At 69.2% G+C, this 20,844-nt stretch carries 18 protein-coding genes and 1 pseudogene; 6 read left to right on the top strand and 13 right to left on the bottom strand.

Annotated features, from left to right (window positions below):
• Position 1: 1 nt before the first annotated feature.
• From MSPGM_RS11820 to MSPGM_RS11800, 5 genes are all read right to left on the bottom strand, one after another.
• A complete protein-coding gene (locus tag MSPGM_RS11820) occupies positions 2 to 1,234 on the bottom strand; it encodes a hypothetical protein (protein ID WP_012752828.1) in 1,233 nt (410 codons plus the stop codon).
• Positions 1,235 to 1,363: 129 nt separating this feature from the next.
• Positions 1,364 to 1,894, bottom strand: a complete 531-nt coding sequence (locus tag MSPGM_RS11815; protein ID WP_003607305.1) for a DUF2937 family protein — start codon at positions 1,892 to 1,894, stop codon at positions 1,364 to 1,366.
• Between the two features lie 66 nt (positions 1,895 to 1,960).
• Positions 1,961 to 2,221 carry a hypothetical protein gene (locus tag MSPGM_RS11810; RefSeq protein ID WP_003607304.1) on the bottom strand — a complete coding sequence of 87 codons (261 nt, stop codon included), beginning with the start codon at positions 2,219 to 2,221 and terminating at the stop codon, positions 1,961 to 1,963.
• 10 nt (positions 2,222 to 2,231) lie between these two features.
• The gene (locus MSPGM_RS11805) at positions 2,232 to 3,239 is read right to left on the bottom strand and encodes a WD40 repeat domain-containing protein (RefSeq protein ID WP_012253773.1); all 1,008 of its coding nucleotides are present in this window, start codon (positions 3,237 to 3,239) and stop codon (positions 2,232 to 2,234) included.
• A 17-nt stretch (positions 3,240 to 3,256) separates the two neighbouring features.
• On the bottom strand, positions 3,257 to 3,931 hold the full coding sequence (locus tag MSPGM_RS11800; RefSeq protein ID WP_012752827.1) for a YoaK family protein: 675 nt from the start codon (positions 3,929 to 3,931) through the stop codon (positions 3,257 to 3,259).
• A 267-nt stretch (positions 3,932 to 4,198) separates the two neighbouring features.
• On the opposite strand from MSPGM_RS11800, the gene MSPGM_RS11795 reads away from it, so the two are divergent.
• Both MSPGM_RS11795 and MSPGM_RS11790 read left to right on the top strand, forming a co-directional pair.
• Positions 4,199 to 4,618: a response regulator gene (locus MSPGM_RS11795; protein ID WP_003599175.1), complete on the top strand. Its 420-nt coding sequence runs from the start codon at positions 4,199 to 4,201 to the stop codon at positions 4,616 to 4,618.
• A gap of 33 nt (positions 4,619 to 4,651) precedes the next feature.
• Entirely contained in the window at positions 4,652 to 5,011 is a 360-nt protein-coding gene (locus MSPGM_RS11790) for a hypothetical protein (protein ID WP_003599173.1), read from the top strand.
• A gap of 5 nt (positions 5,012 to 5,016) precedes the next feature.
• On the opposite strand, the pseudogene bioD reads toward MSPGM_RS11790, so the two are convergent.
• Both bioD and MSPGM_RS11780 read right to left on the bottom strand, forming a co-directional pair.
• Positions 5,017 to 5,693 (bottom strand): annotated as a pseudogene (gene bioD, locus MSPGM_RS11785) (dethiobiotin synthase).
• A 291-nt stretch (positions 5,694 to 5,984) separates the two neighbouring features.
• Entirely contained in the window at positions 5,985 to 6,758 is a 774-nt protein-coding gene (locus tag MSPGM_RS11780; protein ID WP_003599169.1) for a ferredoxin--NADP reductase, read from the bottom strand.
• A gap of 303 nt (positions 6,759 to 7,061) precedes the next feature.
• On the opposite strand from MSPGM_RS11780, the gene MSPGM_RS11775 reads away from it, so the two are divergent.
• The gene (locus tag MSPGM_RS11775; RefSeq protein ID WP_012752826.1) at positions 7,062 to 8,534 is read left to right on the top strand and encodes a Dyp-type peroxidase; all 1,473 of its coding nucleotides are present in this window, start codon (positions 7,062 to 7,064) and stop codon (positions 8,532 to 8,534) included.
• Between the two features lie 39 nt (positions 8,535 to 8,573).
• Here MSPGM_RS11775 and MSPGM_RS11770 read toward each other — a convergent pair whose 3' ends face one another.
• The 6 genes from MSPGM_RS11770 to ileS form a co-directional block, all read right to left on the bottom strand.
• Complete coding sequence (locus MSPGM_RS11770) at positions 8,574 to 9,506, bottom strand: ring-cleaving dioxygenase (protein ID WP_003599165.1); 933 nt, start codon at positions 9,504 to 9,506, stop codon at positions 8,574 to 8,576.
• A 185-nt stretch (positions 9,507 to 9,691) separates the two neighbouring features.
• Positions 9,692 to 10,975: a M16 family metallopeptidase gene (locus MSPGM_RS11765; RefSeq protein ID WP_003599163.1), complete on the bottom strand. Its 1,284-nt coding sequence runs from the start codon at positions 10,973 to 10,975 to the stop codon at positions 9,692 to 9,694.
• 71 nt (positions 10,976 to 11,046) lie between these two features.
• Positions 11,047 to 12,429 carry a M16 family metallopeptidase gene (locus MSPGM_RS11760; RefSeq protein WP_003599161.1) on the bottom strand — a complete coding sequence of 461 codons (1,383 nt, stop codon included), beginning with the start codon at positions 12,427 to 12,429 and terminating at the stop codon, positions 11,047 to 11,049.
• 193 nt (positions 12,430 to 12,622) lie between these two features.
• Entirely contained in the window at positions 12,623 to 13,327 is a 705-nt protein-coding gene (locus MSPGM_RS11755) for a hypothetical protein (RefSeq protein WP_003599160.1), read from the bottom strand.
• A gap of 162 nt (positions 13,328 to 13,489) precedes the next feature.
• Positions 13,490 to 14,005: a signal peptidase II gene (gene lspA, locus MSPGM_RS11750; RefSeq protein ID WP_003599159.1), complete on the bottom strand. Its 516-nt coding sequence runs from the start codon at positions 14,003 to 14,005 to the stop codon at positions 13,490 to 13,492.
• The gene (gene ileS, locus MSPGM_RS11745) at positions 14,002 to 16,977 is read right to left on the bottom strand and encodes an isoleucine--tRNA ligase (protein ID WP_003599158.1); all 2,976 of its coding nucleotides are present in this window, start codon (positions 16,975 to 16,977) and stop codon (positions 14,002 to 14,004) included. The genes lspA and ileS overlap by 4 nt, the downstream gene beginning before the upstream one ends.
• 495 nt (positions 16,978 to 17,472) lie before the next feature.
• On the opposite strand from ileS, the gene MSPGM_RS11740 reads away from it, so the two are divergent.
• From MSPGM_RS11740 to MSPGM_RS11730, 3 genes are read left to right on the top strand one after another with little or no spacing between them, the layout of a single operon-like run.
• A complete protein-coding gene (locus tag MSPGM_RS11740) occupies positions 17,473 to 18,870 on the top strand; it encodes a dicarboxylate/amino acid:cation symporter (RefSeq protein ID WP_003599157.1) in 1,398 nt (465 codons plus the stop codon).
• Positions 18,871 to 18,877: 7 nt separating this feature from the next.
• Positions 18,878 to 19,810, top strand: a complete 933-nt coding sequence (locus tag MSPGM_RS11735; RefSeq protein ID WP_080577049.1) for an ROK family protein — start codon at positions 18,878 to 18,880, stop codon at positions 19,808 to 19,810.
• Entirely contained in the window at positions 19,789 to 20,559 is a 771-nt protein-coding gene (locus MSPGM_RS11730) for a hypothetical protein (RefSeq protein ID WP_003599155.1), read from the top strand. Before MSPGM_RS11735 ends, MSPGM_RS11730 begins: the two co-directional genes overlap by 22 nt.
• The last annotated feature ends 285 nt before the right edge of the window (positions 20,560 to 20,844 follow it).

Here is a 20,844-nt window from a genome sequence, read left to right as displayed (position 1 = left end):
GTCAGCCCCGCGCGGGCAGGCGCGGGATCAGCCCGACTTTGGGCCGACGGGAGCGGAACTGCCCGCGCTCAATCGCCACGAAGGTGAGGATCGCCAGGGCGAGCGTGGTGAGCCACCAGATCGTGGTGAGGCCGACGCCGACGCAGCCAATGGCAAACGCGGTCGCGAAGGCCGCCATGGCGCAGGGCGCCAGCACCGTGGCGTCGCGGCCGGCGCGGTGGATCGCACCGTAGAGGGCGAAGGCCGCAGCGAAGGCGCCGACGATGCCGAGTTCGTACCAGAATTCGAACAGCATCGTGGTCGGCGCATTGATTGGCAGGATGCCGAAGATCTTTCCGCGCAGGGCCGTCTCGAGGCCGTGGCCGGTCACGAGCCGCACCGGCTCCAGGGTGACGACCTTCTGCCACGCCTTGAGCGCCAGCACGCCGGGCGCCACGGGGCCGAACAGGGCGATGCCGATGGGACGTGCGAGGAACGGCAGCAGCGGCGCGGCCACGAGCAGGCCGGCGGCGGTGAGCGCGGTGACGCGCACGCCGAGCGACAGGCGCCAATGCGTCAGCGCAAAGACGAGTGCCCCGATGGCCAGCGCGAACAGCGCGGTCACGCCCGGCGCCAGCAGCAGCGCGCCCGCGACCAACACGATCACGACGAGCGAGCCCAGGTCGCGGCGGCGCGAGCGCAGCCACGCCACGGCGGGCCACGCCAGCAGCGCCAGCAGCACCGCGCCGCGCTCCAGGGCGCTGTCGCCGTCCGGGTTGTCCTTGAGCATCGCGTCGCCGACGAGGTTGATCAGGATCGCGACGATGGCCGCCGCGCCGACGCCGAGCGGCAGCAGGTAGAGGTTGGCCGAGCGCATCCGGTCGGGGAGCGCGAGATAGGCCAGCAGCGTCATCACCACGATGGCGACGAGGTTGGCCAGCCGCTCGCTCGCGGGCCCGGGAAACGGCGTCCAGACCAGCGACAGTCCCGACCAGAACACCACCAGCATGCCGGCGAGGAAGGACGGCGCGGTCAGCAGCCGCTTCAGGGCCGGACCGACAGCGCGCTGATGCTGGTCGATGGCGCTCGCTGTGATCAGCAGGACGACGGCGATGGGGGCCAGCACCACGGTAGCGCGGCGCGAGACCTGCGCGGCCACCGGCAGCACCACGAACAGGCCGAAGAAGCCGATACGGCGCAGCAAGGCCGCCGCGTCGAGGGCGGGATCGACGGTCGTGGTCGGGGGACGCGGCATGATCGAGGGAGGACCGGATCCGGCGCCCCTGCGGAGTGCGGGCGCTTAGCCTACACCTAGTGCAGGCGGGTGGGCCGGGCTGTAGAGGCGCTGCAACACCTCACCCCCCGTATCAGTGCCGGATTTGCCTCAAACTGGCGTGGTTTGCGGCCGCGGGCGGCGCCGGCGGCGGGCGAGGTGGCGTCCGACATCGCTGGTGACGCGCCAGCCGCCCCAGGCGGCGAGGAAGCCAAGCAGCCCGGCGACGAGGCCGTCCGCCGTGGTCGGCACCGCCGGCTGATAGTCGCGATAGGTGGCGCGGGCGATGCTCATGTCGGGGTCACGGGCCATCACGCTGAGGCGCCCGAGCGGGCTCGCCGCCGTGTCGAGGGCGAGCTTCTGCGCCTCCAGCCGCTTCAACCGCTCGACATCGGCCCGGGCCGATTCGCCGCGTCGGGCGATGAAGGCATCCGGGTTGGTCCGCAGCAGCGCCAGCGCCTCGTCCCGGCTGCGGCCCGTGGCCTTGGCGTCGGCATCGAGCGCGGCGATGGCGCGGCGCAGCTCGTCCAGGGCCCCGCCGAGGCGCTGGGTGTATTGCTGGGCGAATTCCGGCGCCTGCGCGGCGATGACCGCCGCGAGCAGTCCGAAGGCAAGGCCGAGCGTTCGGACGACACGGAACATCAAAACTTCCTTCGCGGGGGCACCCCGGTTTGTAGGGCGATCCGCGGCGCCGGGGAGGGCCGCGGTTCAATCTTGGCCGAGGGCGGCCGCCACATCCGCCTCACTCAGGGCGTCGAGCGCCCCGGCGATCTTCACCGCCCGCGTCTTCTCGCCGGGCGGGAACAGCAGGACCACGGTCTCGGTGCCGGGACAGGCCGGATCGGTGCAGACGATCTCGCTCACGCTCATCGCCGTGTCCGGGCCGTAACCACCCGCCTTCCGCAGCCACGCCTCGACCCGCCGCCGGGCGGCGGCGTCGGGCTTCGGGGCGCGTCCGAACAGGGCCACGGCGCGGGCGTCAGGCCGGCAGGGTGAGCAGGCCGGCCTGCCCGTCGGCACAGCCGAAGGCGAGGCGGGCGCCGGCCGGGTCCCAGGCGAGCGCCGAGATCGCACTGCCCTTCACCGCCGGGCGCACCAGCAGCTCCGAGGCATCGGAAAAGCGCACCAGCAGCACGCAGCCATCCTCGTAGCCGATCGCCAGGACCGGGGCCTTCGGGTGGAAGGCGACCTGCGAGACCCGCGCCGGCCGCACGCCGCATTCCCGCGGCGCCTTGCCGGTGGGGCCCTCCTTGGAGTCGAACGGCCAGACGATGGCGGCCTCGGCGCCGCTGGTGGCGAGCCACTTGCCGTCCGACGACCACGAGAGCGAACGCACCTTTGCGGGATAGCCCGACATCCGCATGTGGCCGCGGTCGGGCTGGAGGCGCCAGCCGTGCAGCGCATTCTCCTGCATGGTCGAGACGACGAAGCGGCCGTCGGGTGACCACGTCACGTCGAGATGCGAGCCCTTCCACTCGATGAATTCAGGCGGGGTTTCGAGGTTCGGGTACCAGAGGCTCACACCGTTGTAGTGGGCCACCGCGAGCCGGTAGCCCTTCGGCGCGAAGGCGAGGCCGCGGCCGGTGGTGGGCGCCGTGAGGGTTTTTTCGCGGCCCTTGGCGTCGCGGGCGACGATCGCGCGGCCCGAGGCGAAGGCGAACGAGCCGTCGCCGTGGAGCGCCAGCGCGTCGATCCAGCCGCCGCCCTTGGCCTGCGCCAACTCGCTCGACCGGCCGTCGGCCGCCGTCGCGACCACGCGGCCGTCATCGCCCCCGCTCACGAGCCGGGCGCCGTCGCTGGCCGCCACGAGGATGCCGCTGTCCGGGTGGGCGGAGACGGTCTCGATCGCGCCGTCGCGGGCCAGCAGCACGCCGCCATCGGCCAGCGCCAGCGCCAACGTCCCCTTGAGCCAGTGGGCGGCGGTGACATGGGCGCCGGCCGCGATGTCCGCGACGTGGTCGGTAAGGGAGGGAGCGGAGGCGCTCATGCCGGAGGGGTCTTCCTTCAGATCTTGGTCAGCGTCACCGGCGCGCGCCGGTACACGAGAGTGAACAGGGTCGCGGCAAGGCATAGCCCGGCCGCCACGACGGCGGGAATCGCCAGGGCCGCGATTCCGAGATGCGCATGGGCGAGCGTACCCGCAACCGCCCCGACCAGGAGCGAGAGCCAGACCGAGCCGTCGCCGACCCATCCCAGCCGTGGTCCCCTGCCGGCGAGCGCCAGCGCCGCCTTCTGCCCGAACGCGAACAGCGCGCCCGTGACGAAGGTGGTGCCGGCGCGAAAGCCCTGAACATGGGCGAGCACCGCGTTCTGCCCGCCCATGGCGAGCGCCAGGAACAGCGAGGCCACGCCGACATGGGCGTGCTCGGCCGCCAGGGCGACCGCCGCCGTCAGGGCGACGGCTTCCAGGCCAAGCACCGCGGGCGTGACCCAGCGCGGCGGGCACAGGGCGGCGATGGCGCCCCCCGAGACCGCGCCGACGAGGAAGGCGCCGATCAGCAACGCCGGCAGCACGGCGCCGAGCGGCTCGCCATGGCCTAGCGCGACGGCGAGCTGCGTCGTGTTCCCGCTCATGAGCGAGGTGTAGAGGCCGCCGAGCCGGATGAAGCCGAGCGCGTCCACGAATCCGGCGAGCGCCGTGAGCACGACGCCGAAGCCGATCTGCCAGGGTCGGGTCACAGGGTCGGCACGATCGTTAAGGCGCTCTTCGAACGGCAGGCGGGTGCGGGGGCGAAAGACGGGCTCATCCGACAAGGGCTTAGGGGTGTCATCGCGTCAGGCGCGACTGAAAACAGTTCCTGCACCGTACCGTCAAGGTTAACCGATCGGTTACCAAATGCGCGCAAATCGAAGCAATCACGGTGAACGAGGCCCTTCACGGCCCCGTTGGTCCGGCGATCCGCAAGCTCGGCTGTTGTCCGAGCACGGGTGAGTTGGAGTTCTGCCATGATCCCCTTCGCCTGCATCCCCGCTGCCCTGCCGCCGTTCTCTCTGGCGCGCCACGCCGACACGATCCTCGTGGTGGAGGACGAGTCCTTCGTCTGCGAGCTGGCCGCCGAGGCGCTGCTCGACGAAGGCTACCGGGTGCTGACCGCCGCCGATGCGGAGGAGGCGGAGGCGATCCTGTCGCGCGAGCACGTGGACCTGCTCTTCACCGATATCGATCTGGCCCGCAACACGAACGGCATCGCGCTCGCCCGCAGCGCCCGGCGCAGCCTGCCGCGGCTTCCGGTGGTCTACACCTCCGGCGGCCGCGACGGCCTCTCCGCCGCCGAGGCGGTGAACGAATCGGTGTTCATGCCCAAGCCCTACCGCGCCGCGCAGCTCGTGGCCGTGACCAACGACCTGCTGCGCCACCGCGGCTGAGTTTCCCCGCCCTCAACCCATACGAGACGTGACATGCGTCGCCTGATCGCCTGCGCCTTCCTGATGCTCGCCGCGATGCCGGCCGCCCGAGCCGAATGCAATGTCGAGGATACCGGGCTCGAACCGACGATCGCGGCGAAGAAGGAGCTTCAGGAAACCAAGAACGCCCAGATCGTGCGCGACCTGCGGACGCTCCGCGACGCCGCCATCGTGCTCGAATCCTACGGCTTCCCGGACGAGTGCAAGCGCCTCGTCGCCATCGTGAAGGGTCTGGCCGCCAAGCCCGACGACACGATCAAGCGCAGCAGCGACACCGACGAGGAGAAGGCCGAGGAGATCCAGGAATCCCGCGAGCCGAAGGCGCCGAAGGAGCGCGGCGGCTCCGGCCGGTAATTGGCTCAGGCAATCCCGGGGAGGTTTTCGGGAAAATCCCCTCCCCGGCCCAGGCAGCCGACCGGCACGCAAGCGTGCCGCGCGATCTGCCCGGCCACCGTCTCGACCGGGACCGGAGCGCCCTCGCTCTCGCTGACCACGATTCCGACGAGCGGGATGGCGTGCGCCCGCAACGTCTCGACCGCCGTCAGCGCGTGGCTGATGGCGCCGAGATAGCTGCCGGACACGAGCAGCGCCGGGATCGCTTGAGATTTCAGCCAGTCGAGGCCGGTCGCGTCTTCGGTGATCGGGCTCATCAGGCCGCCGACGCCCTCGATCACCACGGTCTCACCGTCACCGGCCTCGGCCAGACGCGCGCCGCACCACGCGACAAGCTCAGGCAGCGCGAGGCTGCGCCCTTCGCGGGCGGCGGCGAGGTCGGGCGCGAGCGGCGCGATGAAACGCCAGGGCGAGCAGGCCGCGACCGTCTCGGGCGTGACAGCCAGCCCCTGCGCTGCGAGCAGGCGCCCGGTATCACTCTCCGCGAAATCGGGATGGTCGAGCGGGGGACGCCGCTTGCGAGCGGCTTCAGCGCCCGCACCCGCCGGCCCTGGCCGCGCAGCCGGCGGACGAGGCCGGCAGTGGTGTAGGTCTTGCCGATCTCGGTGCCGGCGCCGACGACGAACAGGGCGGTCGGGGACATGGCGTGCGGATCGCTCGGGTTAGAAAACGGCGTGGTCCCACCCGCGCCCTCATCCTGAGGTGCCCCCGACCACGGGCTTCGAAGGATCGCCCGGCTCCCGCGCGATGTCCGGAACCCCCTTGGGGGCGGCTTCGCAGCTCAGGATGAAGGCGTGAGTCGGAGCGACCGGGGCCGGTCGCTCCGCTAGAGCCGTGCCCGGCCACGTTGGGTCGGATCACGCCTCTATCCATTTGTTGTGCCGCGCTTTCTTTCGACGAACCGGAACCCACTTCGCCGGAAAGCGCTCGAGCGCTACTTCTCGACGAAGGCCTTCTCGATCACGTAGTGGGCCGCCTCGCCGTGGTTGCCCTCCTCGTAGCCGAGGCCCGTCAGCATCTCGCGGGTGTCCTTGATCATCTCCGGCGAGCCGCAGAGCATGAAGCGGTCGTTCTCGATCGACATGTTCGGCAGGCCGATATCCTCGAACAGCTTGCCCGAGGTCATCAGGTCGGTGATCCGGCCGCGGTTGCGGAACGGCTCGCGGGTGACCGTCGGGTAGTAGATCAGCTGGTTGGCGATCATCTCGCCGAGGAACTCGTGCTTCGGCAGGGTCTCGGTGATGGTCTCGCCATAGGCCAGTTCCTGCACCTGACGGCAGCCGTGGACGAGCACGACCTTCTCGAAGCGGTCGTAGGTCTCCGGATCCTTGATGATCGACAGGAAGGGGGCGAGCCCCGTGCCGGTGCCGAGCAGGTAGAGGTTCTTGCCGGGCAGGAGGTTGTCGAGCACCAGCGTACCGGTCGGCTTCTTGCCGATCATGATCGGATCGCCGACCTTGAGGTGCTGGAGCTTGCTCGTGAGCGGGCCGTTCGGCACCTTGATTGAGAAGAACTCCAGCTCCTCCTCGTAATTGGCCGAGACCACCGAGTACGCGCGCAGCAGCGGACGGCCCTCGACCTCGATGCCGATCATCGTGAACTCGCCGTTGCGGAAGCGGAACGAGGGATCGCGCGTCGTGCGGAAGGAGAAGAGCGTGTCGGTCCAGTGGTGGACGGAGAGGACGCGCTCCTCGTTGTACTTGCTCATCGTTCTAAAGAGCCCAGATGCAGGAGTTTTCCGGCCGCTCTTCTCGCAACTGCGGGACAAACGTCAAGCCGCAGGAAGAGCGCAGGCGATCTGACGGCAGCGCATCATTCGAAGCCGGCGGCTCCTTGGGCTGGACATCCCGACCGGCAAAGGCCGGCCCACCCGAGTTACCACCAAATTGATATTGATGGCACAGGCACTTTATACATAGCTAAAACTTAAATTGTTCCGATTCGGCGCGCATCGACGCTGCATATTTCCCAGTAAATCTCTCTTATACCCACGGTATTTGCGGAGGGCGCCATGGCGATCGACATCACGGAACCTCTGTCCTGGAAGAAAGCCGATTCAGAAGAACTTCTGATGCTGCAGGGCCTTCAAGGCAATATCTTGAAAGGGCATGGACGGCATTTCACCGCGAACCTCTTCTTTCGGCTCGATCCGGCGCGGAGTCTCGAAGCGAGACGCCTGCTGCGAGAGCTTGCCAATTTCCACATCGTCAGTGCCTATCGGCAACTGATCGATGCCGACACCTTCAAGAAGGCCGGAAAGAAGCGCGACGGCGGCCGGGGTGCGGGGGCTTTCGTCCACGTGGCGCTGTCGGCTGCAGGATACGAAGCGATCGGACGGGGCGACGTCGCCCCCGCCGATCCGGATTTTGCCCTTGGGATGGGACACCCGGAAAGTATCGCGGCCCTGCAGGATCCATCTATCGAGACCTGGGAGCGGGAATTCCGCACGCCCGTCCACGGAGTCGTCATCGCCGCGCACGAGACGCCGAGTTCGCGGGCGAAACTCGCGGCGCAGATCCGTGAACTGATCCACGCAGCCGGTGGCACGGTGTTCATCCAGCACGGAGCCGCTCTCTTCAACGCAGCCGGCGAGGGCATCGAGCATTTCGGCTACGTCGACGGCCGCAGCCAGCCCCTGATGCTGATCGAAGACATCGAAGCGGAGCGGAAGGAGACCGGGACAGATCGGTGGGACCCGGCCTTCCCCCTCGGTTTGGCCCTGGTTCCCGATCCCGGCGTGCCGGACGATCCGACGGCCTTCGGCAGCTACTTGGTGTTTCGCAAGCTCGAGCAGCGGGTACGTTCCTTCAAGCTGCGTGAGCAGGTCGTCGCGGATCAGTTGGATCTGATGGGCGCCGATGAACGCGAATTGGCCGGCGCCCTCATCGTCGGCCGCTTCGAGGATGGCACACCGGTAACGCTGTCGCCCGAGGCCAGAGCCCTCAAGCCAGGGAACAACTTCGACTACACGGCGGATGCCGGCAGTCGCTGCCCCTTCCACGCCCATATCCGCAAGACCAATCCGCGTGGGTCCGGCGGCGCGGAGCCGGAAGCCGAGGAGCGCAGCCACCTGATGCCGCGGCGAGGCATTCCCTACGAGGATGCCCGGCGTGAGGTTCACCCAGCCGAGCTGCCGGAGGCGGACAGCCTGGAGGAGTTTCAGGAAAGGGTCGCCGACAAGCTGCCCAAGAACGGCGTCGGACTGCTGTTCATGGCCTACAATTCCAAAATTGCCCACCAGTTCGCGTTCACGCAGGCAGTTTGGGCGAACAACACCAACTTCCCCCTCCAGCCGACGCCGCCCCATGGAGTCGATCCGGTGATCGGCCAAGGACTTCTGACGGCCGGCGAACAGAAGCTGCCACGGGCTTGGGACGATCCAACGGAGGGCGTCGCGACCGATGTCGATTTCGGCGGCTTCGTTCACATGAAGGGCGGCGAGTATTTCTTCTCGCCGAGCCTCACTTTCCTGCGGAATCTATAGGCCCTCACGCCCCGGACTTCGGCGAACGGGCGCGCTGCATCACAGCGGCTTCAACCCCGCCTCGATCTCGGCCCGGCGCGGCTCGAGGAAGGGCGGTAGGGCGAGACGCTCGCCGAGCGATTCCATCGTCTCGTCGGTGGCGAAGCCCGGCCCGTCGGTGGCGATCTCGAACAGGATGCCGTTCGGCTCGCGGAAATACAGGCTGCGGAAGTAGTAGCGATCCACGGGACCGCTGGAGGGGACGCGGCGCTGCTTAAGCCGGTCGGCCCAGGCGTCGTAATCGGCGTCGGGGATGCGGAAGGCCACGTGGTGGACGGCACCCGCGCCCTGGCGAGCCGGCGCCCCCGTCCCTTTGAGAAGCTGAACCTCCGCGGCGGGACCACCCTCGCCGGTCTCGAACACTGTCACCTCGCCCTCGGGCAGCTCGAAGGTCCGGGCGCGGCGGAAACCGAGGACCTGCGTCAGCACCGCTTCGGTGCGCTCGGGCTGCGAGACGGTGAGGCGGATCGGCCCAAGGCCCCGGATCTGGTGCTCGGGCGGCACCGGGCTGCCCGCCCAGGGATGGGCTGGCCCCACGCCGCCATCATGTACGAGGCTGAGGCGCTGGCCCTCGCCGTCCTCGAAGTCGAGGGTAAGGCGCCCGTCCCGCTCGATCGCCGGATGGTGGCTCACCCCCTGGCGGGCGAGATGCTCGCGCCACCAGTCGAAGCTTGCCGCTCCGCCGACGCGCAGCAGGGTGCGCGAGATGCTGTCGGTGCCGCGCCGCTCGGCGGGCGCCGGCCAGTCGAAGAAGGTGATGTCGGTGCCGGGCGAGGCGCGGCCGTCGGCGTAGAACAGGTGATAGGCCGAGACATCGTCCTGATTGACGGTCTTCTTCACGAGCCGGAGCCCCAGCACGCGGGTGTAGAAGGCGAGGTTGTCGGCCGCCTGCGCCGTGATGGCGGTGACGTGGTGGAGTCCGGTGAGCTGCATCGCTTGAGGCCTCGCGCGGTGAGCGGGTTCGGCCTCCCCAGATAGGGGTTTTGGGCGCGAGCCCAAGGCGCCCGGCTCATTCCGACTTCGCCGGCCGCACCAAATCGCTGGACTTAAAAAGAAAAAGGCCGGCGACGCGTGTCCGCGTGCCGGCCCCGGCCGTGATGGAATTGGTGGAAAGGCGCCTACAGCCCCGTGGGCCGCCCCGCGGCGACGACCAGCATCTTGCCGTCGCCGAGCGTGCGGGCGCCGGCCCGGCGGATGTCGGCCTGGGTCACGCTCGCCACGAGGTCGTTGCGGCGGGCGATGTAGTCCATGCCGAGCCCCTCGAAGGCGATCTGCACCAATTGGTTGGCGATCTTGGTCGAGGTGTCGAAGCCGAGCGCGTAGGAGCCGGTGAGATAGTCCTTGGCCTTCTGCAACTCCTCGTCGGAGGGGCCGTCGGTGATGAGGCGCTGGATCTCGTCACCGATCACGTCGAGGGCCTCGACGACGCGCTCGTTCTTGGTGGCGGTGTAGCCCCAGGTCATGGCGACGGCGCGGTGCGAGGTCAGAGAGGTGCCGACCGAGTAGGCCAGGCCGCGCTTCTCGCGCACTTCCTGGAACAGGCGCGAGGTGAAGGCGCCGCCGCCCAGGATGTGGTTCAGCACATAGGCCGGGATGAAGTCGGGGTCGCGCCACGCCACGCCCGGCATGCCGAAGCGGATCACCGATTGCGGCACGTCGAGATCGACGACGATGCGGCGGCCGAGTTCGTTGATCGCGGTCGGCGGAATGGCTTTGAGCGGGCCGGCCTCGGGCAGAGCGCCGAAGGCGCGGGCGATCATGCCGGTGATCGTCGCCTCGTCGAAGGCGCCCACAGCCGCGACCTTGAGGCTGCCGCGACCGATCACGGCCCGGTGCAGGGCGACGAGGTCGTCTCGGGTGATCGCCGACAGGGTCTCGATGGTGCCCGACGAGGAGCGGCCGTAGGCATGCCCCGGGAAGGCCTCGCGGAAGTAGCGGCGGGAGGCCAGCACGCCGGGATCGTTCTGCTGGTAGCGCAGGCTGGCGATCATCTGCGCCCGCACGCGCTCGATCGAGGGTTGATCGAAGCGCGGCTCGGCCAGCGACAGGGCCAGCAGACGGATCGCCTCGTCGGCATGCGTGAGCAGCGTCTTGAGCGAGCCGCCGATGGAATCGGGGCCGGTGTGGAAGCTCAGCTCGATCGCGCGGGCCGCGAGCGCCTCCTGGAAGGCATCCGAGTCGAGATCGCCCGCGCCCTCGTCGAGCAGCCGCGCCATCATCTGCGCGGTGCCCGCCTTGCCCTCCGCATCCTGCGCCGCGCCGCCCTCGAAGGTGAAGGAGAGCGCGATCATCGGCACCACCGGCGAGGCGACGTGCCAAGCCTCGATGCCGGGGGCGGCCGCGAGCGGCAACGCCTGGGTCGGCGACGTCGCGGTGCGGGTGCCGGTCTCGGCGAGATTCATCGGAAGTTCCTTAATGCGTCTTTTCGCAAACGGCGCCGCCATCGAGGGCGGCGCGAAGAATCAGGGCCGTCTCAGGCGATCGCCACGTCCGGGTCGCGCGCCTTGGTCAGGTAGCCGGTCACCGAGCGGGCGGGCACGAGATAGCGGGCGGCGACCGCGACGAGCCGGTCATGGGTGACCGCTTCGATCTCGACCGGCCAGCGGCGCACCTCCTCGACGGTCTCGCCGATGGCGAGCGCCGAGCCGTAGATGCGCGCGAGCGAGCTCTGCGAATCGGAGGAATAGACCGTCTCGGCCATGAGCCGGATCTTGGCCCGCTCGATCGCCTCCGCACCGAGCGCCTCGGGGACGCGGCGCAGCACGCGATCGATATGCTCTTCGAGGGCCTCCAGGGTCACGCCCTCGGCCGGCACGGCGTAGACGGCAAAGCGCGTGTCATCCATCGCCGAGCCCATGTACCAAGCGCCGGCATTCACCGCGACGCCCATCTCCAGCACCAGCTTGCGGTAGAGGAACGAGGTCGAGCCGCCGCCGACGACCTCGGCGAGCAGTTCGAGGGCGTAGCCCTCGCCGTCGCGGGCGGTCATGCAGGAGGGGGTGAGGTAGAGGCGCTGCAGGGTCGGCTGCTCGACCTTCGGGTCGGCCACCGCGATCCGACGCATCGCCCGCGGCTCCGGCTCGCGCGGGCGAGTGCGCAGCGGCCGCGCGCCCTGCGGCGTCACCCGGCCGTAGGTATCCTCGGCCAGACGCCGCACCTCGTCCGGCGTCACGTCGCCGGCCACCACGAGGATCGCGTTCTCAGGGGTGTAGAAGCGCTTGTAATAGTCGATGGCGTGGGTGCGGTTCAGCTCCTCGATCTCGTGCATCCAGCCGATGATCGGGATGCCGTAGGGATGGTGCACGAACAGCGAGGCGGACATCGCCTCGGAGAGCTGCGCCGACGGATCGGTCTCGACCCGCATCCGGCGCTCCTCCAGCACCACGTCGCGCTCGGGCGCCACCACGGCGTCGTCGAGCACGAGGCCGCTCATCCGGTCGGCCTCGAAGGCCATCATCGTCGAGAGGTGGTCGCGGGCGACGCGCTGGAAATAGGCGGTGTAATCGTAGCTGGTGAAGGCGTTCTCCTGGCCGCCGAGCGACGAGACCGCTTTCGAGAAGGCGCCGGCCGGGTGCCGCTCGGTGCCCTTGAACATCAGGTGTTCGAGGAAGTGGGCGATACCGGACTGGCCGATCGGATCATCGGCCGAGCCGTTGCGGTACCAGACCATGTGCGTGGCAACCGGCGCCCGGTGATCGGGCACCACCACCACGTCGAGCCCGTTGTCGAGCACGAAGGCGGAGACCTCCGGGCCGCCCGCCTCGGAGCGCCCGAACGGGGCGGCGTCCACACGGCCGGCGTGATTCAGGCCTCGCTGCGGTCCCACGGGCGCGATGGCCTTCCGGTAGAGGTGCATCCCACTTTCCTTATGCGGGGGCTCTTCCGCCCTCCGCGCTTTCCGTCCCAAAGAATCCCGGCATTGTCCCGTGATCGGTCGCCGGTGGCAAATCCCATACCGCGCGGCGTGTCCGCGCGGTGACAGTCCCCCCGGGATGCCGGGCGCCTTCGCCGACCCGCCGAGATCGACGAAACCGGGCGGAGGTCCGCTCTCAGCGCCCGGACGAGTTTCTCATATAGGCACGCGGGTCGGCCTCTTCACGGTCGCTGATCGGACCACCCACAGGGCCACCCTGCGGTTTGGCGACCTTGATCGGCGCCTTGCGATAGCCGGTGGGCGGATCGGTCAGCGTATCGCGGTCGGGCTCGACCAGCGACGGCTCGGTCTTGTCGGTCGTGCCCTTGAGCAGTTCGAACGGGTTGAGCCAGGTCGAATCGCGGGTGTCACCCTGGCCGGGGGCGTTCGCCGGCCCGGTCAGCGACCCGGCGCCCGCGCGGCGGCCGGCCTCCATCTCGTAGACCGAGAGCGTCTCGTTGTTGTCGTTCATGCGGCCCTGCGCGCCGCGCACGATCGGCTTCTTCGCCTCGATGGCAGCGCGCTCGCGCTGGACCACCTCCGGATCCTTCGGCCAGGCCGGATCGGCCTGACGGGCCCGGGGCGGGGGCAGGCCGGCGGTCAGATCCTCCTTACCGCCGAGCTTGGGCGGCATCGCCAGCGGTGCGCGCTCGCGATAGGTGATGGCGGGACGGTCCGGCTCGATCAGGCCGAGATTGCTCAGCGTGTCGCGCATGAATTCGCCCTCGGCGCGGGCTGCGCCGACGGCGAGGCCGGGCAGCAGAGCTGCGCCCCAAGCCGCTCTCAAAGCCAGAGGACGGATCGATCCGAAAGCCCGCGAGACGTTGCGCCGCCCGTTCATGCCGATTTCCCCAAGGCTACGGACCGGCCCCGCCCGCTTTTGATCCGGGACGGTCAGCCGGACATCACTTCATCGTGAAGCGCGTCGAGCCCACGCAAACCGAGGTGAGCCGGGTTTCAGGCGAAGGTATGGCACCTTGACGCGGCTGGGGCGCGCCTGACCTCAAGCTTGGGGACGGCCGCCGTTCCCGGCGACGTCCGTGCTCGGGGAACGTGGGGCCGGCCGCAGGCTGTCGAGGATCAACCCGACGACGCCCGCGACGATGGCCGCATCCGCCACGTTGAATACGTACCAGGACCACGTTCCCGCGTGCAGGTGAACGAAGTCGAACACTGCCCCGTAGGCCGCCCGGTCGATAGCGTTGCCGAGCGCGCCGCCGACGATGAGGCCGAGCGCCACCGCGAGCAGCCGCGAGCCGGCGCGGCGCATCCACACCGACAAGCCGATGGCAGCGGCGAGCGAGACCGCGACGAGCAGCCAGCGCCCGAGCCCGCCCTCCTGCTGGAACAGACCGTAGGAGACACCCCGGTTCCAGACCACGACGAAGTCCGCGAACGGCGCCAGCCGCCAGGGCTGCGTCATCACGAGGTCGGTGCCGAAATAGAGCCAGAGCTTGGAGGCCTGATCGAGGACCAGCGTGGCCAGCAACGCGATCAGGCCGGAGCGGAAGGCGGTCACGCCGCCTCCGGATGGGCGGCGTCCCACTCCCGCAGAGCTCGCGCGTCGCGGGGCGTCACCTCGGGATAGTCGGGATCGCTGCCGACCTCCGGCGTGACCCGCCACGAGCGGGCGCATTTGATGCCCTCGGCCCGCTCGGGCACCACGGCCACGCCCTTCACCTCGTCGAGGCGGAAGGCGTCGGCCGGGCCCTCGCCGGCGCGCACCGTGATCGCCGAGGTGATGCAGGTGTCGGCGAAGTCCACGCCATCGAGCGCGCCGAGCAGATCGGAATCCGACACGTAGACGGTCGGCGCCGCCTCGAGGCTGGCACCGATGCGCTTGGCCGCGCGCTCGATCTCGAGCGCGCCGGTGACGACGCGGCGGACCTTGCGGATCTTTTGCCAGCGGGCAGCGAGCGCATCATCGCGCCATGCGGCGGGCGTCTCCGGCAGGGTCTGGAGATGCACCGAGCCGTCCTGCGACGGGTAGCGGTCGAGCCACGCCTCCTCCGCCGTGAAGGCGAGAACCGGCGCGAGCCAGATCACCACCCGGCGGAACGCCTCGTCGATGACCTGAAGCGCGGCGCGGCGGGTCACCGAGGAGATCGGATCGCAGTAGAGCGCGTCCTTGCGCACGTCGAAATAGAAGGCCGAGAGGTCGCCGGTCATGAAGCCGTTGAGCAGGGCGACGATCCGCTTGGTGTCGAAGGCCGCGTAGGCGTCGCGGATCTCGCCGTCGAGCTGCGCCAGACGATGCAGGATGAAGCGCTCCAGCTCCGGCATCTCGGTGAACGGCACGTCGTCGCCGGGCACGCGGTGGGCGAGCGAGCCGAGCATCCAGCGGAGCGAATTGCGCAGCTTGCGGTAGGTCTCGGCGAAGGTTTTGACGATCTCCGGTCCGATGCGCAGGTCGTCAGAATAGTCGGCCGCCGCGACCCAGAGGCGGAGGATGTCGGCGCCGGATTCCTTGATGACGTTCTGCGGCGCGACGACGTTGCCGCGCGACTTCGACATCTTCTCGCCCTTGGCATCGAGAACGAAGCCGTGGGTGAGCACCACGTCGTAGGGCGCGTGCCCCCGCGTGCCGCAGGATTCGAGCAGCGAGGACTGGAACCAGCCGCGATGCTGGTCGGAGCCTTCGAGATACATCACCGTGTCAGGCCCGCCATCGACCGCGCGGCGGATGCCGGCCAGGCCGGGGAAGGCTTGCGCATCGTCGAGCACGAAGGCGTGGGTCGAGCCGGAATCGAACCACACGTCGAGGACGTCGGTCACCTTCTCATAATTCGCCGGATCGTAATCGGGCGCGAGGAAGCGCTCGGTGGCGCCCTCCGCGAACCACGCGTCCGCGCCTTCCGCCGCAAACGCTTCGGCGATGCGGGCATTGACCCTCTCGTCGCGCAGCACCTTCCCGGTCTCGCGCTCGACGAAGACGGTGATCGGCACACCCCAGGCGCGCTGGCGCGAGACCACCCAGTCGGGCCGACCCGCGACCATGCCGTTGATGCGGTTCCTGCCCTGCGGCGGCACCCACTGCGTCTGCTCGATGGCGTGGAGCGCCGTCTCGCGCAGGGTGCGGTTGCCGAGCGCGTCCACCGGCCGGTCCATGGCGATGAACCATTGCGGCGTGTTGCGGAACAGGACCGGCTTCTTCGAGCGCCAAGAATGCGGGTATTGGTGGCGCAGCACCCCGCGGGCGACCAATGCGCCGACCTCGGTGAGCGCGGCGATCAGCGCCTTGTTGGCGTCGCCCTTGTCGCCCTTGGCGGTGAAGACGAAGCGGCCGGTGAAGCCGGGCGCCTCCTCCGTCAGCATGCCATCGGCATCGACGGTGTAGGGGATGCGGGTGTCGATGCCGGCTTCCGTGAGGCGGCGGCCATTGGCCATCCAGACCTCGAAATCCTCGCGGCCATGGCTTGGCGCCGTGTGAACGAAGCCGGTGCCGGCCTCGTCGGTGACGTGCTCGCCCTCCAGCAATGGCACCGCGAAGCCGTAGCCGGGATCGAAGGCGTGAAGCGGATGCGACAGGGTGAGCCCGGCCAGGCTCGCCGCCGGCACATCGGCCACGCGCTCGAACGCCTCAACGCGGGCAGCCTTGAACACGCCCTCGGCGAGCGCGTCGGCGAGGACATAACTGTCGCCGACCTTCGCCCAATTGTCCTCGGCCGCTTGCGTAACGCGGTAGAGCCCGTAGGCGACGCGCTTCGAATAGGCGACGGCGCGGTTGGCCGGCAGCGTCCAGGGCGTGGTCGTCCAGATCACGACGCGGGCGTTCGCCAGTTCGACCGGGGCCCCTTCGCGGATCGGGAGCGCCACGAACACCGTGTCGCTGACATGCTCCTCGTACTCGACCTCGGCTTCGGCGAGTGCGGTCTTCTCCACGACCGACCACATCACCGGCTTCGAGCCGCGATAGAGCTGGCCGGAGGCGGCGAACTTCATCAGCTCGGCGGCGATGCGCGCCTCGGCCGGATAGGCCATGGTCGAGTAGGGATGATCCCAGTCGCCGGTGACGCCGAGGCGCTTGAACTCGTCGCGCTGGATGTTGAGCCATTCGGCGGCGAAGGCCCGGCATTGCTGGCGGAATTCCAGCACCGGCACCTCGTCCTTGTTCTTGCCCTTGGCGCGGTACTGCTCCTCGATCTTCCACTCGATCGGCAGGCCGTGGCAGTCCCAGCCCGGAACGTAGTTCGCGTCGCGGCCGAGCGCGCCCTGCGAGCGGACGACGACATCCTTCAGGATCTTGTTGAGCGCGTGCCCGATATGGATGTTGCCGTTGGCGTAGGGCGGGCCATCATGCAGCACGAAGCGCGGGCGGCCCTTCGCGGCGGCGCGGATCTTTTCGTAGAGGCCGATGTCTTTCCAGCGCTCCAGCAGGAGCGGCTCGCGGGTGGGCAGCCCCGCGCGCATCGGAAAATCGGTCTTCGGCAGGAACAGGGTCCGCGAATAGTCGCGGGCGGCCACGGGGGCGGCGTCGGTCTGGTCGCTCATGGCGGGGTTCGGCAGGGCTTTCGTCGCGGGGACGGTCGAAGAAAAACGGGCGGACGCGCTTCACCCGGCATCCGGCGCGGCCGCTGAACGCGGCGCCTACGCGGAGGCCGGGCCCGTAATTCGCGGCGGAAAGCGGATGAGGCCGAACATGGAGCGCTTCTAGAGCGCCCGCCCGCCAAGGGGAAGCCGCTTCGTCGCGGGGACGGAGGACAAAGCGGAGGGCCGGCCCCGATGCAGCGGGCCGGCATCGCACAGAAGACGGCTTGCACCGGCCCCGCTTCCTTGCCATCAGCCCGGCCCGAACGTCGCCCTGGCGGCCCTGACGCGATGCGCGGCCAAAATACGCGGCCAAAATACGCGGCTAGGTCGAAAGACTCATTAGTTACAAACGCCGCGCCGACTACCGAGGTGCGATTGAGCACCGCGATCAAACGGAATAGCGTCCGCCCAAAGCCGCCCGGGCGTGGCCGCGCAACACGGTATCGGTGAGGAAACATGGCCCATTCCGCAACGCATGATGCGGGCGCCCCCGGTACATCCGGCGCGCACACTCCCTGGTACCGGGTGCTCTACATCCAGGTGCTGATCGCCATCGTGCTCGGCGTGCTGCTCGGCTGGCTCCAGCCGGAATGGGGCAAGTCGCTCAAATGGCTCGGCGACGGCTTCATCGCGCTGATCAAGATGCTGATCGCGCCGATCATCTTCTGTACCATCGTCCACGGCATCGCCTCGATCGGCGACCTGAAGAAGGTCGGCCGCGTCGGCCTCAAGGCCCTGATCTACTTCGAGGTGGTCTCTTCCCTCGCGCTCCTCATCGGCATCATCGTCGGCGAGGTGGTTCAGCCGGGCGCGGGCTTCGGCGCCGACGTGTCGAAGCTCGATGCCAAAGCGGTCGAGGGCTACGCCAGCAAGGCGGCGGCTGATTCGACGGTCGCCCACCTCCTCGGCATCATTCCCAAAAGCTTCTTCGACGCCTTCGCCACGGGCGACCTGCTGCAGGTGCTGCTGATCTCGGTGCTGACCGGCGTCGTGCTCACCGGCATGGGCAAGAAGGGCGAGAGCATCACCCACGGCATCGACGCCGCGGGTCAGGTGTTCTTCCGCATCATCGGCCTCATCGTGAAGCTCGCGCCCATCGGCGCCTTCGGCGCCATGGCCTTCACGGTGGGCCAGTACGGCATCGGCAAGGTCATCGACCTCGCTTGGCTGGTGGGCACCTTCTACACCACCTCGCTGCTGTTCATCTTCGTCGTGCTCGGCGGCATCGCGGCCTTCGCCGGCTTCTCGATCATCAAGTTCCTCGCCTACATCAAGGATGAGCTGCTGATCGTGCTCGGCACCTCCTCCTCCGAGACCGTGCTGCCGCACATGATGACAAAGATGAAGCGCCTCGGCGCCTCGGACTCGGTCGTCGGCCTCGTGATCCCGACGGGCTACTCGTTCAACCTCGACGGCACCAACATCTACATGACGCTCACCACGCTGTTCCTGGCGCAGGCGGTGGGTGCCGACCTCTCGGTCGGGCAGTACGCGACGATCTTCCTCGTCGCGATGCTGACCTCGAAGGGCGCCTCGGGCGTGACCGGCGCGGGCTTCATCACGCTGGCCGCGACGCTGGCCGCCATCCCCGGCGCGCCGGTGCCGGTGGCGGCGATGACGCTGGTGCTCGGTGTCGACAAATTCATGTCGGAATGCCGTGCGCTCACCAACCTCATCGGCAACGGTGTCGCCACCATCGTCGTCTCCCGCTGGGAGGGCGAGCTCGACCGGAAGAAGCTCGCCGAGGTGATGGCGCATCCGGTCGCGATCGGCACCGAGATCTCCGACGAGGCGCCGGAAGGCCCCGGCGAGGATGAGCCTGCCACCGCTCCGAAGGTCGTGGCGGCGCAGTAAGTCCGCTTTGGCCTCCGACCGATTGCGGATCGGGATCGATCTCGGCGGCACCAAGATCGCCGGGATCGCGCTCGACACCGACGGGACGACGCGCGCCGAGACCCGCGTGCCGACCCCGCGGGGCGACTATGCCGGCACCCTCGACGCCATCGCCGGTGTCGTCGCCGCTTTGGAGCGGCAGGCCGGCGCGCAACAGTCCGGCGTGACGGAGGCGAGCGTCGGCGTCGGCATGCCCGGCGCGGTCTCCCGCGCCACCGGCCTGATCAAGAACGCCAACTCGGTCTGGCTGAACGGTCGCCCGTTCGCAGGGGATCTCGCCGCCCGGCTTGGCCGCCCGGTGCAGGTCGAGAACGACGCCAACTGCCTCGCCGTCTCGGAGGCGGTGGACGGAGCCGGCGCGGGCGAGACCCTCGTCTGGGCGATCATCCTCGGCACCGGCGTCGGTTCGGGCATCGCGGTTCGGGGACAGGCGCTGACGGGCCGCAACGCCATCGCCGGGGAATGGGGTCACAACCCGCTCCCCCAGCCCCGCGACGACGAGCGCCCCGGTCCCGCCTGCTATTGCGGCCGCCACGGCTGCATCGAGACCTGGCTCTCCGGTCCCGGCCTCGCGGCGGACTTTTTCCGGTGTACGGGCCAGACTCTGACCGGCGAGGCGATCGTCGCTCGGGCGCAGGCCGGGGATGCGGAGGCCGCCGCGGCGATGACCCGCTATCGCGACCGCCTCGGCCGCAGCATCGCCCAGGTGGTCAACATCCTCGACCCCGACGTGATCGTGCTCGGCGGCGGCCTCTCGCGGGTCGAGGGCCTCGTCGCCGCCTTGCCCGGGACAATCGCGCCGCACGTCTTCTCCGACCGCTTCGACACGCCGATGCGGGCGAGCCGGCACGGCGACGCCTCCGGCGTGCGCGGAGCCGCATGGCTCTGGGGCGCCGGATGATCGGTTGGCTCCGCCGCTTGTTCGGGCAGGAGCGCCCGCACCCCGTGCCGGCCTGGGAACCGGAACCGCCGCCGCCCGTGCCGGCCTGGGAGCCGAAACCGCAGCCGCCGCAACGGCGCAGCGAGGCGGAGATCGACGCCGTCGAGGTGGCCCTGAACGGCTTGATCGCGGCCGGCCTTCGGCTTGGGCCCCATTACGAAGGGATGGACCGGCGCGCCGTCGCGCGAACGATGGCGGAACATCCCGAATTCGCCGTTGGCGACGGCAACCAGACCCTGCCGCTGACCGAGCGCAGCTCGGAGGCGCTGTCGATCGCCATCCTGTGGAGCTATCGCGCCCTCGCCGACGCGATCGAGGACGAATTCGCCAACGCGGCGATCTTTGACGATCACTGCTATGACGGCGCCGACGAGGAGACCTATCGCGCGCTGTTCGCCCGGCTGATCGATCTCGCCGGGGCCTGGACCGGCCGCGGCGTCACCGTCTCCCGCGTGCCGGAACTCGGGCCCTACGGGCACGGCTTCCGCGTCGCGTTCGAGACGCAGCCGCCGATCCCGCCCCTCACCTTCCCGGCCGACAAGAACTTCGACTGGAGCCTGCTCGAACGGCTCGATGCGTGCCGGCCGGCGGCTGAGACACGCCGGTTCCGGGTCGCCGCCGATGGCGGAGCGGGGCTGGTGCTGTTCCTCGATGACACCGAGGCCAGAGCGATCGCTGCGCGCCTCGGCTGGGGGCCGGACGATCTTTAGGACTCAGCCGGTTCGATCAACCTGTTTTGGCGTCCGCAACAGTCCTCATGCAGAGGTGCTGCGGCAGCAGCCTCGAAGCACGCCGCGACGCTTCTCCAGGCCAACCGATGCTACGAGAGCGACCGTTCCGGCGTGCTTCGAGGCCGAGCTGACGCTCGGCGCCTCAGCATGAGGAGCGGGGAGCGTGCCAGGCCCCCTTTCAAATCGGCTGCGAGAGCGACTGCCTCCCTCGGCGTGGTCAATCAGCATTGACTTCACTCGCCCGCCTTCCGAAAACCCGCCGTC

Origin of the sequence: Methylorubrum sp. GM97 (genome assembly GCF_024347855.1) — a bacterium.
Classification (GTDB): domain Bacteria; phylum Pseudomonadota; class Alphaproteobacteria; order Rhizobiales; family Beijerinckiaceae; genus Methylobacterium; species Methylobacterium extorquens.
The sequence above is the reverse complement of the archived record's forward strand: the minus strand, read 5'-3'. Positions and strand labels throughout refer to the sequence as shown.

Coding starts and splice junctions, on each gene's coding strand:
- ileS (WP_003599158.1), bottom strand. CDS start 16,977: ATGAGCGACCAGACCGACGCCGCCCCCGTGGCCGCCCGCGACTATTCG.
- MSPGM_RS11765 (WP_003599163.1), bottom strand. CDS start 10,975: ATGAATCTCGCCGAGACCGGCACCCGCACCGCGACGTCGCCGACCCAG.
- MSPGM_RS11790 (WP_003599173.1), top strand. CDS start 4,652: ATGCGTCGCCTGATCGCCTGCGCCTTCCTGATGCTCGCCGCGATGCCG.
- MSPGM_RS11760 (WP_003599161.1), bottom strand. CDS start 12,429: ATGCACCTCTACCGGAAGGCCATCGCGCCCGTGGGACCGCAGCGAGGC.
- MSPGM_RS11815 (WP_003607305.1), bottom strand. CDS start 1,894: ATGTTCCGTGTCGTCCGAACGCTCGGCCTTGCCTTCGGACTGCTCGCG.
- MSPGM_RS11730 (WP_003599155.1), top strand. CDS start 19,789: ATGGCTCTGGGGCGCCGGATGATCGGTTGGCTCCGCCGCTTGTTCGGG.
- MSPGM_RS11740 (WP_003599157.1), top strand. CDS start 17,473: ATGGCCCATTCCGCAACGCATGATGCGGGCGCCCCCGGTACATCCGGC.
- MSPGM_RS11755 (WP_003599160.1), bottom strand. CDS start 13,327: ATGAACGGGCGGCGCAACGTCTCGCGGGCTTTCGGATCGATCCGTCCT.
- MSPGM_RS11780 (WP_003599169.1), bottom strand. CDS start 6,758: ATGAGCAAGTACAACGAGGAGCGCGTCCTCTCCGTCCACCACTGGACC.
- MSPGM_RS11795 (WP_003599175.1), top strand. CDS start 4,199: ATGATCCCCTTCGCCTGCATCCCCGCTGCCCTGCCGCCGTTCTCTCTG.
- MSPGM_RS11805 (WP_012253773.1), bottom strand. CDS start 3,239: ATGAGCGCCTCCGCTCCCTCCCTTACCGACCACGTCGCGGACATCGCG.
- MSPGM_RS11775 (WP_012752826.1), top strand. CDS start 7,062: ATGGCGATCGACATCACGGAACCTCTGTCCTGGAAGAAAGCCGATTCA.
- MSPGM_RS11770 (WP_003599165.1), bottom strand. CDS start 9,506: ATGCAGCTCACCGGACTCCACCACGTCACCGCCATCACGGCGCAGGCG.
- MSPGM_RS11820 (WP_012752828.1), bottom strand. CDS start 1,234: ATGCCGCGTCCCCCGACCACGACCGTCGATCCCGCCCTCGACGCGGCG.